This is a genomic window from Streptomyces sp. NPDC030222, from assembly GCF_055573115.1.
On sequence record NZ_JBVICA010000008.1, the window covers coordinates 216,568 to 231,066 of the forward strand.

The following is a 14,499-nucleotide window of genomic DNA, read 5'->3' on the forward strand; positions in this document are numbered from 1 at the left end:
GAGGTGCAACCGGTGACGCGGCCGGCCCGGCGGGCGCGGCCGGTCCGAGCGGTGCGCCCGGCACGGCCGGTGCGGCTGGGCCCGCGCGCGGTCGCCGCACTGCTCCTGGTGAGCCTGGTCGGCGTGGCGGCGTTCGGCTGGCCGCTGCTGGCGGACGCCGGGTCGGGCGCTACCGCTCACGCCCAGGACGCCCCGTGGCTGTTCGCCGCCCTGCTCCCGCTGCTCGTGGCGGTCGTGGTGGCGGTGATCGCGGACGACGGGCTGGACGCGAAGGCCGTGGCGATGCTCGGTGTGCTGGCCGCGGTGGGCGCGGCGCTGCGCCCGCTGGGCGCGGGCACCGCAGGGCTTGAGCCGATGTTCTTCCTGATGGTGCTGAGCGGGCGGGTGCTCGGCCCGGGCTTCGGCTTCGTCCTGGGGGCGGTCACGATGTTCGCGTCGGCGCTGCTGACCGGCGGGGTGGGGCCGTGGATGCCGTTCCAGATGCTCTCCATGGCCTGGTTCACGATGGGCGCCGGGCTGCTGCCCGCCCCGGACCGGCTCGGCGGCCGCGGCGAGGTGCTGATGCTGGCCGGGTACGGCTTCGTGGCGGCGTTCGCCTACGGAACGATCATGAACCTGTACGGGTGGACGATCGTGCCGGGTCTGGCGTCCGGGCTGTCCTTCCACCCCGGGGAGCCGCTGCACGAGAACCTCCTGCGCTTCCTCGCGTACTGCGCGGCGACCTCGTTCGGCTGGGACCTGGGCCGTGCGGTGATGACCGTGGTGCTGACGCTGACGGTCGGCGGAGCCCTTCTGAAAGCACTGCGGCGGGCCACCCGGCGGGCCGCCTTCGAGGCCCAGGTCACATTCAAGGCCCACGAACGGTAGGAAAACGGGTCCTTTCCCGGTGAGCCGGCCCACAGGCCGTAGGTCCTGCACTATGCCGCCTCGTAGACCTCACGGCCCGGATCCGCCTCCTTCGGCACCCCTTTCACCTGCAATAACACCACCTATGCCCGTTTTGGGACTTTCGGCCTGTTCGTGCGGGTTCCGGTCGTACATAGGGGGTGAGCCCGGTCACGGCGCGGGGGTTCCGGGCTGGCTAAAACTGGTTCCCGTCGCCGAGCACCGCATGGCCTCGCCAGGCAGCTCGGGGAGATCCGAAGCCCGCATCCGTACGGCACCGGATCGCCCGTGCGACAGCCCTGACCCCGTCGTAAGGACTGCTCGTGATTCGCTCGATCGCCACCCGCATCACCGCCCGCCGCAAGACCGCCGCCGTCGGCGCCGCCGTCCTGCTGGGCTCCGTGGGCGCGGTTCTCGGTTCCACCACCTCCGCCTCTGCGGCGTCCCCGCAGCAGATCGCGCAGCAGATGATCAAGGACAAGGGCCAGTTCCAGTGCTTCAGCAAGATCGTCGAGCGTGAGAGCGGCTGGAACCACAAGGCGACGAACGCCTCCTCCGGCGCCTACGGCCTGGTCCAGGCCCTGCCGGGCGGCAAGATGGCCTCCGCCGGCGCCGACTGGAAGACCAACCCGTCCACCCAGATCAAGTGGGGCCTGGACTACATGAAGTCGCGCTACGGCAGCCCGTGCGGCGCCTGGAACTTCTGGCAGGCCAACCACTGGTACTGAGCCGACGTCCCGTCGCCGTCCGGCGACCGACACCGGCAGCAGTAACCCGCGCGCGAGAGCGCGCACACCACACGACGCAAGGGCCCCGAAGCGGCCGACCCCGAGAGGTCGGCCCCACCGGGGCCTTCGTCGTGTCCGCGCACATCCGCCTCGCGGCGCGCACTCGCGCGCACGTCCGCCCCGCCGCGCACTTTCCGCTCATGTGCCCCGCGGCGCGCATTCCCCGCGTCTTCCCCGCGGCACGCATTCCGCGCACACCCGCCTCGCACAACGCACTCCACGGACACCCGCCTCGCTGAGCGCACCCCGCGGACATCCGCATCTCCGCGCAGACCTGCGCGTCCGAGCCGGCCCGCGCAGACCTGCGCGTCAGAGTCGGCCCGCTTTCGTCGCGCCCTGCTTTCGCCTCGCGTATCCGCGCCCTCGCCCCGCCCCCGCCCTCGCCCCCGCCGCGCCGACGGCTCAGAGCCGCTGGATGATGGTCCCCGTGGCGAGCGCCCCGCCCGCGCACATCGTGATCAGCGCGAACTCTCCGTCACGGCGTTCCAGCTCGTGCAGCGCGGTGGTGTTCAGCCGGGCTCCCGTGGCGCCCACGGGATGGCCGAGGGCTATCCCACCGCCGTTGACGTTGACCTTCTCCAGGTCCTGCTCGAAGACCCGGGCCCAGCTCAGCACCACGGAGGCGAACGCCTCGTTGATCTCCACCAGATCGATGTCGCGGAGCGACATCCCCGCTTTGCCGAGGACCGCCCGGGTCGCGTCGACGGGCCCGTCGAGATGGAAGTGCGGATCCGCCCCGACGAGGGCCTGGGCGACGATCCGCGCGCGGGGCCTGAGCTTCAGCGCGCGGGCCATCCGTTTGGACGCCCACAGCAGGGCCGCGGCACCGTCGGAGATCTGGGAGGAGTTCCCCGCGGTGTGGATGGCGGTCGGCATGACGGGCTTGAGGCCGGCGAGCGCCTCCATGCTGGTGTCGCGCAGCCCCTCGTCACGGTCGACGAGCCGCCACATGCCCTGGCCGGCGAGCTGCTCCTCCTCGGTGGTGGGCACCTGTACCGCGAAGGTCTCCCGCTTGAAGCGCTCCTCGGCCCACGCGGCGGCCGCCCGCTGCTGGGACAGCAGGCCGAGCGAGTCAACGTCCTCACGGGTCAGACCGCGACGGCGGGCGATGCGCTCGGCGGCCTCGAACTGGTTGGGGAGGTCGACGTTCCACTCGTCGGGCCAGGGCTTGCCGGGGCCGTGCTTGGAGCCGCTGCCGAGGGGGACGCGGGACATGGCCTCGACCCCGCAGCCGATGCCGATGTCGATGACCCCGGCGGCGATCATGTTGGCGACCATGTGGTTGGCCTGCTGGGACGAACCGCACTGGCAGTCCACTGTGGTGGCGGCCGTCTCGTAGGGGAGGCCCATGGCGAGCCAGGCGTTGCGCGCGGGGTTCATGGACTGCTCGCCGGCATGGGTGACGGTACCGCCGACGATCTGCTCGACGCAGTCGGCGTGGATGCCGGTGCGGCCGAGGAGTTCACGGTAGGTCTCGCCGAGCAGATAGGCGGGGTGCAGATTGGCGAGCGCGCCTCCACGCTTGCCGATGGGGGTGCGTACGGCTTCGACGATGACGGGTTCAGCGGCCATGAGCTCGTCCTCTCCTCCTGGCCCCGCGTGGCGTCCCGGCGCCCGGGGGCTGGAACTAGTACGCGTTCTAGTTCTTTCCGCAGTCTTATGACTGCTACCCCCGGTACGCAAGGGTTCTGCGGCCTGTACACGCCACCCTCACGCAACAGTTGGCGCCACGAACCTTGCGACTTGTGGAACTCGTTACTACCTTTCCGGCAACTTCTGATGGGTCGTCAGACAATGTGCCGCGCGCCCGGGACGCCATGGCCGCAGCGTGCAGGACGCTGCGCCGCACCCCCCGTCGCTCCGCGGCACAGGGCAGGCGGCCCCGCCCGGCACGACCCTGGAGCTGCCGATGCACTGCCCCCATCTGCCCGAAGGGTTCGACTTCACCGACCCGGACCTGCTCCAAGCACGCGTACCGTACCCGGAGTTCGCCCTGATGCGGCGGACGGCGCCCGTCTGGTGGTGCGCCCAGCGACCCGGCATCTCCGGTTACGACGACGCGGGTTACTGGGTCGTGACCCGGCACGCCGACGTCAAGTACGTCTCCACGCACCCGGAGCTGTTCTCCTCCCACACCAACACCGCGATCATCCGCTTCAACGAGACGATCGGCCGCGACCAGATCGAGGTCCAGAAGCTGATCATGCTCAACATGGATCCGCCCGAGCACACCCGCGTACGGCAGATCGTCCAGCGCGGCTTCACCCCGCGCGCCGTCCGGTCGCTGGAGCAGGCACTGCGGAACCGGGCCCGGGCCATCGTCGACACCGCGGTCGCGCGGGCTGAGGGGAGGGCGAGCTTCGACTTCGTCAACGAGATCGCCGTCGAACTTCCCCTCCAGGCCATCGCCGAACTCATCGGCGTCCCCCAGGAGGACCGGGCGAGGATATTCGACTGGTCCAACAAGATGGCGGCCTACGACGACCCCGAGTACGCCATCACCGAGGAGGTCGGCGTCGAGGCGGCCATGGAGATCGTGTCGTACGCCATGAACCTCGCGGCCGCCCGCAAGGAGTGCCCGGCCAGGGACATCGTGACGCAGCTGGTCGCCGCGGAGGGCGAGGGCAACCTCAGCTCCGACGAGTTCGGCTTCTTCGTCATCCTGCTCGCCGTCGCCGGCAACGAGACCACCCGCAACGCCATCAGCCACGGCATGCACGCCTTCCTCACCCACCCCGAGCAGTGGGAGCTCTACAAACGCGAACGTCCGAGCACCGCGGCCGAGGAGATCGTCCGCTGGGCCACCCCGGTGGTCTCCTTCCAGCGCACCGCCACCCAGGACACCGAGATCGGCGGGCAGAAGATCCGCGAGGGCGACCGGATCGGACTGTTCTACTCCTCCGCCAACCACGACCCCGAGGTGTTCCACTACCCCGACGTCTTCGACATCACCCGCGACCCCAACCCCCACCTCGGCTTCGGCGGCGGAGGCCCGCACTTCTGCCTCGGCAAGTCCCTCGCCGTCATGGAGATCGACCTGATCTTCAACGCCGTCGCCGACGCACTGCCCGATCTGCGGCCGGCCGGGGAGCCTCGCCGGCTCCGCTCGGCATGGCTGAACGGCATCAAGGAACTGCAGGTGAGCCACGGCCTCCCCGGCTGACCGGCAGACCTGCGTCCAGGGAGGCGGGGGCGGTCCCTGTCCCTGCGCCCCGGCCCCCGCCTCCCTTGGGACCTCCGCACCCGACTCCCTCCGGACCCGACTCCCTCCGTACGCGACTCCCTCGGCACCCGCTCACTCGGCACGGGTCGCGCCGACACCCGTCCGGCCCGAGCCGCCCGAGTGGCGGACTGCTCCGAGTGGCGGACTGCTCCGTCCGGGCGGATGCTGACAGGAACGCGACGATCCACCCGGGGCTCGGGAGCGGTTGTCTCCCGCTCCCGTCCCCGGGGACGGCCCCACGGCCCGCGTCCGCGCCCCCGGCGGCGCCCTTCCCACGCGTCCCGCCCCTGACCGGCCCCGGCCCACCCGTACCGGACCGGCTCGAACCTGCCGCGGACCCGCTCCCCCTCCCCCGGACCGGAGCATTCCTCTCCCCGAAAGCGGACTCCCCGAAAGCGGAACCGTGCCACCCGTCGCGTCGTCGTAGCTGCTGTCCGTTTCGGGGAGGGGAGAACGAGGAATGCGGCAGCGCGTCCTGCTGGTGCTGGCGATGCTGGCCACGGCCCTGCTGGGGTCACTGATCAGCCCTGCGTACGCGTGCGGGTGCGGCGCGATGGTCACCGACCCGGCGATGCGGGTCGCCGTGGACCGGGAGACCTCCGCCGTCCACTGGGACGGCCGCACCGAGCGGATCGACATGCGTCTCACCGTCGACGGGGACGCACCCGAAGCCGCCTGGATCATGCCCGTACCGGGCCGGGCCACGGTCGAGCTGGGCGATCCGGAGTTCTTCGACGAGCTGGACGCCCTGATCGTCCCGGAGCGCCGGACACGGCACCACTTCTGGCCTCGGAGCGGCGACTGGCCCTACGAGGACATGGCCGGCGACGCCGCCGCCGCCGCTCCGCCCACGGCCGACGGCGGCGTCGGCGTGGTGGGCCGGGAACGCCTGGGCCCGTTCGACGTCGCGCGGCTCACCGCCACCGACCCGGGCGCCCTGGACCGCTGGCTGCGCACCAACGGCTTCCAGCTGTCCGACCGGCTCTCCGCAGAACTGAAGCCCTACGTCGAGCAGAAGTGGGAGTACGTCGCGGTCCGGCTGGCCCCCGAGACCAAGGGCACCCCGCTGCGCGGCTCCCTCGACCCGCTGCGGCTGACCTTCGCCAGCGACCGGGCGGTCTACCCGATGCGGCTGTCGCGCCTGGCGAAGAACCCGCAGTCGCTCGCTCTGTTCGTCCTCTCGGACCACCGGATGGAACCGCGCTCGTCCATCGGCGGCAACCGCCCCGAGGTCCTGTTCGCCGGCAAGGTATCCCTCGCCGACGGCACACCCACCTATCTGACCGCCCTCGACCAGTCGTTCCCCACTCCCAGCCGGATCACCGGCGACCACGAACTGCGCCGCACCGCCTCCGACACCCCGTACCGGCGCGTCGTCTACCACAGCGAACTGCTGACCGTCGGCGGCGTCCCGGTCTGGTCGCTCACCGTCCTCGCCGTCCTCGCGGGCGCCGCCGCGGCGATCGTCCCGGCCCTCCGTGCCCGCCGACGGCGGCAGTCGGCACCGCCGGGCCCCACGGCACCGCGGGGGACCACCTCCTGACGACACGGCAGCGCACGCCCGGGCACCCGGGAGTCCGGCCGGCACGGCAGGATGAGGGCATGAGCATCGTGAGATCAACAACGGTGTCAAGGCACTCACGTAGGGCTCACCTGGGCGATCCCTCCCGGCGCGCCCAGCATAGAAGCCCCAGGTCAGCCGTCTGGTCTCTCTACCGCTGAACCAGGCCCCGCATGCGTGGCGCTTTTCGATGCGGCATCTACGGAATGGGTGTCGGCTCGTTCGCGTCCATGATGGCGGGTAGTTGGGGCTTTTATCCCTACGGCTTCCGCGGATCCGACCGTGCGGACGCGTGGGCAACGACCGGAGGAATCCACGGTGGCTATGCTGGTTATATGGATTCTTCCCTCCCCGTGCCAGGTGCGCCAGGTGAGTGGCAAGCGGCAGTCCCTCGCTAACCGGCGAGGGGATCGTCCCGCCAACCGAGTAACAGTCGCCGTCTTGTTGAGCGGCATACTCGTCTTCGGCGCGGGACGGGGAGCAGCCGAAACAGGCGATGCCTTTTTCCAGGCGCTCATCGCCACCTACTCCCACCCGGCGGCCTGGGCGTGGACCGTGCTGACCTTGGTCTGCTGCGGTCTGTCACCGGTCGTTGTGCCGGAGATCGTCGCACGGCCGGACAGGATCAGACCGCCCAGGGCGGTGGACCGGGCCAAGGCCGCGGCCTTCTACTGGGTCCTCGTGTGGGGCCTGGCCGCGCTGGCCGGCCGCACCACCGCCGCTGGCGTCGCTGGATCCCTGTCCAGGTTTGCCACTGACCCCGTCAGTTGGCTGCTCCTGGCAGCTGTGACGGTGTACTGCCTGGCCTCACCGGCAGTGGTGCCCGTGCTCTGGGACAAGCAGAAAGACAGCTAGTGCCGCATCAGGCAACGTTCGCCCGCTACTCGTCCTCTCATATCGGGGTGGCTGTGGTCAGTCGGTTGGTGATCTCTTCGGCGCTCAGCACGAGGGCGAAACCCTTGCGTAGGACTGCGAGTTCAGGTTCTTGTCGGGACTCGTCGTCGGTGGCCGTGACGTCGGAGCCGAAGACGACCTTGTAGCCACGTTCGTATGCCTGCCGGGCCGTGGTGCCGCAACAGTAGTTGGTGAGCGTTCCCGTGACGATGACCGTGTCGCGGCCGAGGTTACGCAGCATCGTGTCGAGCGGGGTGTCGTAGAACGCCCCGTAGGAGGGCTTGCGGATGACGGCCTCGTCGGGGTGGCGGCCCATCGGGGCCCACACCTCGGCAGGGCCCGGTCGGCGCCAGTCGGTGTCGGCATGCGGGAGGAACCGCAAGGCGTGCGGCCGGTCCAGTCCGAGATGGGTGTCGTCGAAGATGGTCCACAGCACCGGGACAGAGGCCGCCCGGCATTCTTCGACCAGTTGGTGCAACCGGGGCGCCATCCGGGTGGCTGCGGGCACCCAGTAGGGACTCCAGCCGGGCCGGACGAATTCGTCTTGCATGTCGATCACCAGCAGTGCCGCCCGTTCGGGCCGTACGTCGAACGATGCCCGGCCACGCTCGTAAGCGTTGCGCGCCCGTGTGATCACCCATTCCTCGGTGTATGCCATCCCGGCTCCTGCCTCGATTCGAGGTACCTCGTTTCGATGTGCGAGAGTAGCAGCATGCTCGAACTCGCGATCCTGGGATTCCTGGCCGAGGGACCGCTGCACGGCTATCAACTGCGCCACCGGATAGAGCACTTGACTGGCCATGCCCGGCCAGTCAGCGACGGCAGCCTCTACCCGGCGATCAACCGGCTGGTCAGCGCCGGGATGCTCGACCGGCGGACCGAACCGGGCTCCTCGGCCGCTCAGCGGCACACCCTGAGCCTGACCAATGCCGGCCACTGCGAGCTGCTGCGCCGACTGCGGGATGCAGGCGGCCTGGACATCAGCGACAGCACCCGATACTTCACGGTCTTGGCCTTCCTGTCCCACCTGCCCGACACCGCTGACCAGCACGCGGTACTGCGTCGGCGACTGGATTTCCTGGAACAGCCCGCGAGCTTCTTCCACGACGGTGACCGCCCACTGGGCGCCGACGACACCGACGACCCCTACCGGCGCGGCATGCTCACCATCGCCCGCGCCACCAGCCGCGCCGAAAGGGCCTGGCTTCGGGCGGCGTTGGCCTGACCGCAGGCACCTCGCCCGTTCTGCACCCGGACGCCTCCTCTTCCCGAAAGACTGTGCCGGTGGCAGAGCCAGTACGGATCCGCGAGATCGACAGCGATGAGGGACAGCGCCTGCTGCGGATCATCCGCCGGGGCACCGGCTCAGTGGTGACCTGGCGGCGGGCCCAGATGGTCTTGCTGTCCGCGCAGGGCATGCCCGTGGCGAAGATCGCCGAGGTGACTTTCACCAGCGCGGACCGGGTCCGGGACGTGATCCACAACTTCAATGCCGACGGCTTCGAGTCGCTCTACCCGAAGCACAAGGGCGGCCGGCCGAGGACGTTCACCCTGCCTGAGCGGCGGGAGATCAAGAAGATCGCCAAGTCCAGGCCGACCGAGCACGGCCTGCCGTTCTCGACCTGGAGCCTGGCAAGTCCTCGGGCTCCTTCCCCCAGCAGTTGGTGCCGTCCGCATCTGTGTGCACGCCCCTGGGGGAGGCAACCCTTGCCAGACTCAGTGCGTTGTGACAAAAGGAGTCCCTGTTTGCCACAACGCACTTGGCGCAACATCTCGTGCCAACCTGTCAATTCAGCGGCAGAGCCTCATGATGATGTCGTCGAAGTCAGGGAACTCCGCTGCAGCCTGTTCGATCACAGCGGCTGCCGGCTGCCGCTGGTCGGACGCGAACCGCTCCGCAATGGCCACCAGCTCGTTATTGGGGCGCGGAGTCCAGTCCGGCTCGTACGAGGTAGCTGCCTCCCAGGGACCGAAGCCGTCTGCCAGTAGCCAGAGGAAGCCTCCCAGGTCACGTGCCACGACTCCGGTCTCCCCTTCAGACCCTAGAAAGACGACGGGCTGATCGGCGAGGAGTAGCCCCGGCCGGACCAGCCAGAAGGCCGCATACCCGCCCGAGCCGTCTTGACCAAACACGCGGAAGTCGTCCCCGCTCAGTTCGCCGTTTCCGGTCCATGCCCGGAACCAGTCAGTGGTCTCCTCAGCGGACAGGAAGGCCGTGAAGGGCTCGAAGTCGACCCCATCACCACCTGCGTAGTCGAACGGAGTGGCCATCGCAGCAGCAAGCGCGGCGGGGAACTGTCGGTCACCAGAGAGCGTCATCGGCCCAGGCTAACGGTGTGGTCAGACACCGATGACAAAGTGATGGCACCGGGGAGCACCAGCAGCAGCACGCGCGGCCTCACGGGCACGACGGACGGCAACCTGCCATCGCACCGACTCGACGCAGAGGCTCGCTCCGCAGGCAGCGCGACCCGCACGAGGACGTGGGGAACCGCACTCCGAACACGTGGCACGCGACTCATCATGTTCCGCTGCGCCACGGACAATGCCTGGGAATCGTCCTCACGCCGCTTTGACTGGCGGATATAGGAGACTGCATGCACGTGATCAAGGCTAGGTGCGTGGTGCCCGGCCTGTGCTTCCCGAGAGGTGTCATGTGCCTAGTGTGGTAAAGATCAACGTCCTGTCCGTACCGGCCGAGCAGCGCGAGGTGCTGGAGAAGCGGTTCGCGTCGCGCGCCGGCGCCGTGGAGAGCTCCGACGGATTCGAGTGGTTCGAGCTGCTGCGCCCCGTCGAGGGCACCGACCAGTACCTGGTGTACACGCGCTGGCGTGACGAGGAGTCCTTCCAGGCCTGGATGGAAGGCCCGATGAAGGCGGCGCACCAGGGCGGCGGCGAAGGCGGCGAGCGCCCGAAGCCCGCGGCCTCCGGTTCGACGTTGTGGTCCTTCGAGGTGGTGCAGCAGGCCGCACCGAAGCAGGGCTGACGTCCGCGGTCGTCACGCGCCTCCGGCGGACATCGCCGGGGGCGCGTTTCCGTTGGTCCGTCGGCGGGGCGGGCGGCGACCGCATGGCGTACTCGACTCGTTCGTACGGCCCTCTTTGTGAGGTTCGAACAGGCGTCGGCTGATCACGGCGCTTAGCGTCGGCTGCGGCGATCACCAGCGCCGCGGGGGCGCCAGAGCGGGGAAGTACGGGGCGAAGTCGCGGGGGCGGGGGTTCGCGGTGGGTGCTGGTGCGGTCCTGGGCGGCGGGACTGGCAGTCCTGGCCGGCCTGACCGTCCCGCTCGCCATGGCCACGCCCACTGCCGCGCAGACCGGGACCTTCGCCCACGTCGTCGACACCGACACGGACAACGTGTCGGTGATCGGCACGGCCGCCAACCAAGGAATTCAAGGAGCTGATCGAGGCCCTTGATTCAGCTCAGCGGATCGGAGTTCTGGCAGTAGGTGCTCGAGCAGGCCCGTCGGCTCCATCAACCTGGACACACTCCGCGTGCGGAACGCGGCTCACCTGAGCAACGCGCAGCCGACACGACGCTCGGGCCCCGCGGCTGCTGTCAGCCGCGGGGCTTGTCGCCTTCGGCGCAGATGGCCCCGCTGTGCCTGGCAGGACGCACTCAAGGCGCTCGTCACAGGCCGGTGGCGTCCTCGGGGTTGTCCTGCCAAGCGGTCACGGCGATGGCCGTCGGGGAGACGTCCATGGCGGCCCTCACCTCGAGCGGTACCTGGTCTCGGGCCGTGTCCGTGTCCATGGTGAGGAAGATGGAGCGTGCCTTCTTGCTGGTGGCGCCCGTGGAACCGCCGGATACGGCGGCGTAGGCCGACTGACCCGGCCTGAGGACGACAGGGTCGGCCGGACGGGTCCGCTCGAGGGCCGTGGCCTGCTGGTCCAGGCTGCCGAAGGTCACCAGCGGGAACTGGAAGGCGGTGCAGGCCTCGCCGGTCCGGTTGATGACCTTCAGCATGTACGTGTTCTCACCGCGGTCGTCCGGGGAGGCGGTGAAGTCCACGTCCTCGTTGCTGCACGGCTTCGGAGCCGCTGCCTCGGCCGGCGACGCCGAGCCGCCCGTCTTCTTGCCGTCCGACGACGAGCCGCCGCCGGTGGTCTTCCCGCCTGAAGAGCTGCTGCCCGTGGTCTTCCCGCCTGACGACGAGCCGCCGCCCGTGCTCGTGCCGGTGTCCGACGAGTCCGAGGAGCCGGTGCCCGCGGGGGCCGACGGGCTGGTGGCCGATATCGCATCGCCCTCGGCGCGGTTCGAGGAACCGCCGCCCTGGCACGCCGTCAGGGCCGCCGTGGCCATGGCTGTGAGAGCGAAGGCTGCGGCGGCGCGGACGACTCTACGGGCGTTGCTGGATGACATGTGGTGGTCCCCCGGGATCGGGAGCGCGCGCGTGGCGCGCTCCGGTCGAAGTGGTCTGGGAAGTGCTCTGGGAAAGGTCAGAGCCGTTGGCCAAGGGGGCACCCTGGTCGGCAGGGCCGCCCCCTTTCAACCATGGTGGCGGTCGATCTTCACCGTTTCGTAACGGAGCATTGCAGAATCATTCACAGGACTCCGCCCACGTGTGCGCGGCCCAGGGCGCACCCGGCTGGCGCGGCAGGCCGTCGACGGCTCCGGGGCAGCCGCAGACCTTCTGACGTCGGCAGTCAGCCGCAGGTGACCTGGCCTGCGAGCGCCCTTGGCCCCAGCCGAGATCTCGGCCGGGGCCAAGGGCGCCGAGTGGCCGCCCTGGAGGTCAAGCTCTGCTCGGTGAAGGAAAGCATCGACGTGAACTCGTGCTCCTGACAGCTCGTCGGCACCGACGACGCGCGCTACCGAAGTTCGCTCTTTGCGGCGGTGGCCTGCGGTACCCAGCGGTTGCCACGGTCGGGGCGGGACATCCAGGCGGCCAGAGCCTCGGCGGCCGAGCGTCTCACCGGCGTACGCGTGACCGAGGAATTGCTGGCGCAGGCCCAATACCGGACGGGCGAGGTCCCGGAGGAGCCGGTGGGACGCCCTGGACACCCTGGGCGGTAAGGACGGTCTCACGCTGAAGGCCAAACTGACCGCCGATGGCCAACCCCTGGAAGGCAAGGAGATCGAGTTCACCACCGACTCCGGCTACAAGAAGGCCGACAACGGCAAGCCCCAGCGCTGCCCAGCCAGAGCACCGTCAGTGACCTGGTGCAGGCCGCCATGACCCCGCGGGCCTGCAGGACTGAGACCGGCTGGAACACACCCGTACGCGCGGAAAACGGTTCGCCGGGCGGACGGCGCTGCGGTACAGAAGTTCCCATGAACTGGTCCGTGCGCCCCGAGCCTTTCGACACCCCCGACGCGAGCGCCCTGCGCCGGGACTACTACGCCGAGGTGGCGAGCCGCTACTGGCAGCGGCCCGCCACCGACGCCGAGATCTCCGAAGGCCTCGCGGGCGACGGGGTGGAGAAGCTGGTGCCGCCCACGGGCGAGTTCCTGGTCGGCCGGTACGACGGCGAACCCGCCTCCTGTGCGGGCGTGTTGATGCTCGACAACGCCACGGCCGAGCTCACGCGGGTGTTCGTACGACCCGGCCGCCGTGGGACCGGCGGTGGCGCGGCGCTCCTGGCCGCACTGGACCCGGCGGCACGCCGGCTCGGCGCCGAACGCCTGGTGCTGGACACCCGGCTCGACCTGATCGAAGCGCGGAAGCTGTACCTCGGGCACGGTTTCACGGAGATCCCGGCGTACAAGGAAGGCCCTTACAGCGAGATCTGGTACGGAAAAGATCTCCGAGCCGCCCCTTGATGGCATGTCCGCCCTTCTGCGATCGTTCCCGTGATCCGTCTGCATACCGAACACTGTGTCCGGTTATGGCCTGTTGGGCCGGACACAGCCCATTGGGCAGTGGCGCCGGGCCCTGCATAATCACAGGCATCCCATGGGGGAGGGGGACCCGTCATGACCGGACGGATCTGCCCCGTCTGCGGTGCGGCATCGCGGACACGGGCTGGTACGGAATGGGGTGCGGAAGGCGATCCGGGCTGCCTTTGCAGCGAACGTGCGGAGGTGGCCGCCCGTACGGACGCGATGCGCGCCGAACGCACGGCGGAGATGGCAGCGGCCGAGGACTTCGACCCGCTGCGGATCCGGCCCTACGTACGGCTTCCCGACCCTCTGCCGGCGCCCGGGACCCCGCCCCACGCGCGCGGACTCTACGGAGTGGCTCCCGTCGCGGAAGCGCCCGAGAACCCGGACGGAGCCTCCGCACGCAAGTTGACCGTCGCGGCCGCCGGGGACCCCGGACGCCAGGGCCGGGGCGCACACGCGGCGGGGCGGCGCAGCGCGGCGGCCGCGCGGCGCCGCAGCAGGACCGCGGGACTCGCGGCGGGCATGGCCGCGGCCGCCGCGCTCGGCACGACCGCGCTCGCGGGCGGCATGCTGTCCTTCGACACGGCCCGGGACATCGCGCTGCCGGGAGACGGCACACGTTCGTCCGAGCCGGATCTGGCCCTGTCGCCGGACGGATCCGCCGGCGGGTCGATCGGCGGGCCGGGCGCCGAAGAGCCCGTGACATCGGACGGCGGCGGTGAGCGGCAGCCGGGGAACGGCGTGGATCGCGGACCCTGGTCGGGTGCCGGGCGCGGCGCCGTGCAGGTCGGCGTATCGGGCGCCGGGCGGCAGGCGGACCCGCCCGCCACCGGACGGGACACCGTGACGGAACAACCGGCCCGCCCCGGTCCCCCTTCCGTGCCGCCACCGGGCGGCGGCACGATCGCCGGGTCCGGCCCGGTGACCTCCCCGGCGGCGCCCCGGCCCCCCGACGTCCCCGGCCCGGTCGAGACACCGCCCATCGCCGTCGTGGGCCCCGGCACACTGCCGTCGGGCACCCCCGAGCCGGGCGTCCCGCCCACGGACGAGAAGCCCTCCCAGGGCACGCCCCAGCAGCCGCTGGGCGTCGGCGACAGGGGCCCCGACGTCCGCGAACTCCAGCTGCGTCTTGGACAGTTGGGTCTGTACGGCGGACCGGGCGACGGCCGCTACACCTCCGCCGTGGAGCGGGGCGTACGCAAGTACCAGCGATACATGAGCATCACCGCGGACCCGCCCGGCGTGTACGGGACGGAGACCCGCCGCTGGCTGGAGAAGTCCACGACCGAGCCGCGCGGGTAGACCGGTCCGGTCCCGCTCT

The 14,499-nt window shown here is 70.4% G+C and carries 15 protein-coding genes and 1 pseudogene; 12 read left to right on the forward strand and 4 right to left on the reverse strand.

What is annotated here, in order from left to right:
• The first annotated feature begins 3 nt into the window (after nucleotides 1-3).
• Nucleotides 4-867, forward strand: a complete 864-nt coding sequence (locus ACZ4Z5_RS15015; protein WP_468262071.1) for an ECF transporter S component — start codon at nucleotides 4-6, stop codon at nucleotides 865-867.
• A 341-nt stretch (nucleotides 868-1,208) separates the two neighbouring features.
• Nucleotides 1,209-1,613 (forward strand): aggregation-promoting factor C-terminal-like domain-containing protein, encoded by a 405-nt coding sequence (locus ACZ4Z5_RS15020; RefSeq protein ID WP_468261946.1) that lies wholly within the window; start codon nucleotides 1,209-1,211, stop codon nucleotides 1,611-1,613.
• 462 nt (nucleotides 1,614-2,075) lie between these two features.
• On the opposite strand, the gene ACZ4Z5_RS15025 is transcribed toward ACZ4Z5_RS15020, so the two are convergent.
• Entirely contained in the window at nucleotides 2,076-3,245 is a 1,170-nt protein-coding gene (locus ACZ4Z5_RS15025; RefSeq protein ID WP_468261948.1) for a steroid 3-ketoacyl-CoA thiolase, read from the reverse strand.
• A gap of 337 nt (nucleotides 3,246-3,582) precedes the next feature.
• On the opposite strand from ACZ4Z5_RS15025, the gene ACZ4Z5_RS15030 reads away from it, so the two are divergent.
• From ACZ4Z5_RS15030 to ACZ4Z5_RS15040, 3 genes are all read left to right on the forward strand, one after another.
• Nucleotides 3,583-4,836 carry a cytochrome P450 gene (locus ACZ4Z5_RS15030; protein ID WP_468262074.1) on the forward strand — a complete coding sequence of 418 codons (1,254 nt, stop codon included), beginning with the start codon at nucleotides 3,583-3,585 and terminating at the stop codon, nucleotides 4,834-4,836.
• Nucleotides 4,837-5,356: 520 nt separating this feature from the next.
• The gene (locus ACZ4Z5_RS15035) at nucleotides 5,357-6,439 is read left to right on the forward strand and encodes a DUF2330 domain-containing protein (protein WP_468261951.1); all 1,083 of its coding nucleotides are present in this window, start codon (nucleotides 5,357-5,359) and stop codon (nucleotides 6,437-6,439) included.
• Nucleotides 6,440-6,901: 462 nt separating this feature from the next.
• Nucleotides 6,902-7,312, forward strand: a complete 411-nt coding sequence (locus ACZ4Z5_RS15040) for a hypothetical protein (RefSeq protein ID WP_468261954.1) — start codon at nucleotides 6,902-6,904, stop codon at nucleotides 7,310-7,312.
• 37 nt (nucleotides 7,313-7,349) lie between these two features.
• On the opposite strand, the gene ACZ4Z5_RS15045 is transcribed toward ACZ4Z5_RS15040, so the two are convergent.
• Nucleotides 7,350-8,009: a cysteine hydrolase family protein gene (locus ACZ4Z5_RS15045; RefSeq protein ID WP_468261957.1), complete on the reverse strand. Its 660-nt coding sequence runs from the start codon at nucleotides 8,007-8,009 to the stop codon at nucleotides 7,350-7,352.
• Between the two features lie 54 nt (nucleotides 8,010-8,063).
• Between ACZ4Z5_RS15045 and ACZ4Z5_RS15050 the strand changes: the two genes are divergently transcribed.
• Together ACZ4Z5_RS15050 and ACZ4Z5_RS15055 are read left to right on the forward strand one after the other, a co-directional pair.
• Nucleotides 8,064-8,576 carry a PadR family transcriptional regulator gene (locus ACZ4Z5_RS15050; RefSeq protein WP_468261960.1) on the forward strand — a complete coding sequence of 171 codons (513 nt, stop codon included), beginning with the start codon at nucleotides 8,064-8,066 and terminating at the stop codon, nucleotides 8,574-8,576.
• Nucleotides 8,577-8,635: 59 nt separating this feature from the next.
• A pseudogene (locus tag ACZ4Z5_RS15055) lies at nucleotides 8,636-8,986 on the forward strand (helix-turn-helix domain-containing protein); the annotation flags it as partial.
• A gap of 156 nt (nucleotides 8,987-9,142) precedes the next feature.
• Here ACZ4Z5_RS15055 and ACZ4Z5_RS15060 read toward each other — a convergent pair.
• Nucleotides 9,143-9,670, reverse strand: coding sequence for an SMI1/KNR4 family protein (locus ACZ4Z5_RS15060; protein WP_468261962.1), 528 nt, complete (start codon nucleotides 9,668-9,670; stop codon nucleotides 9,143-9,145).
• Between the two features lie 337 nt (nucleotides 9,671-10,007).
• Between ACZ4Z5_RS15060 and ACZ4Z5_RS15065 the strand changes: the two genes are divergently transcribed.
• Both ACZ4Z5_RS15065 and ACZ4Z5_RS15070 read left to right on the forward strand, forming a co-directional pair.
• Nucleotides 10,008-10,337, forward strand: coding sequence for an antibiotic biosynthesis monooxygenase family protein (locus ACZ4Z5_RS15065; RefSeq protein ID WP_468261965.1), 330 nt, complete (start codon nucleotides 10,008-10,010; stop codon nucleotides 10,335-10,337).
• Nucleotides 10,338-10,579: 242 nt separating this feature from the next.
• Nucleotides 10,580-10,768, forward strand: a complete 189-nt coding sequence (locus tag ACZ4Z5_RS15070; RefSeq protein ID WP_468261967.1) for a hypothetical protein — start codon at nucleotides 10,580-10,582, stop codon at nucleotides 10,766-10,768.
• Nucleotides 10,769-10,982: 214 nt separating this feature from the next.
• On the opposite strand, the gene ACZ4Z5_RS15075 is transcribed toward ACZ4Z5_RS15070, so the two are convergent.
• Complete coding sequence (locus ACZ4Z5_RS15075; RefSeq protein ID WP_468261969.1) at nucleotides 10,983-11,714, reverse strand: DUF4232 domain-containing protein; 732 nt, start codon at nucleotides 11,712-11,714, stop codon at nucleotides 10,983-10,985.
• A 474-nt stretch (nucleotides 11,715-12,188) separates the two neighbouring features.
• On the opposite strand from ACZ4Z5_RS15075, the gene ACZ4Z5_RS15080 reads away from it, so the two are divergent.
• From ACZ4Z5_RS15080 to ACZ4Z5_RS15090, 3 genes are all read left to right on the forward strand, one after another.
• Nucleotides 12,189-12,368, forward strand: coding sequence for a DUF6461 domain-containing protein (locus ACZ4Z5_RS15080; RefSeq protein ID WP_468261972.1), 180 nt, complete (start codon nucleotides 12,189-12,191; stop codon nucleotides 12,366-12,368).
• A 258-nt stretch (nucleotides 12,369-12,626) separates the two neighbouring features.
• Nucleotides 12,627-13,115, forward strand: coding sequence for a GNAT family N-acetyltransferase (locus ACZ4Z5_RS15085; protein ID WP_468261973.1), 489 nt, complete (start codon nucleotides 12,627-12,629; stop codon nucleotides 13,113-13,115).
• Between the two features lie 261 nt (nucleotides 13,116-13,376).
• Nucleotides 13,377-14,480: a peptidoglycan-binding domain-containing protein gene (locus ACZ4Z5_RS15090; RefSeq protein ID WP_468261976.1), complete on the forward strand. Its 1,104-nt coding sequence runs from the start codon at nucleotides 13,377-13,379 to the stop codon at nucleotides 14,478-14,480.
• The last annotated feature ends 19 nt before the right edge of the window (nucleotides 14,481-14,499 follow it).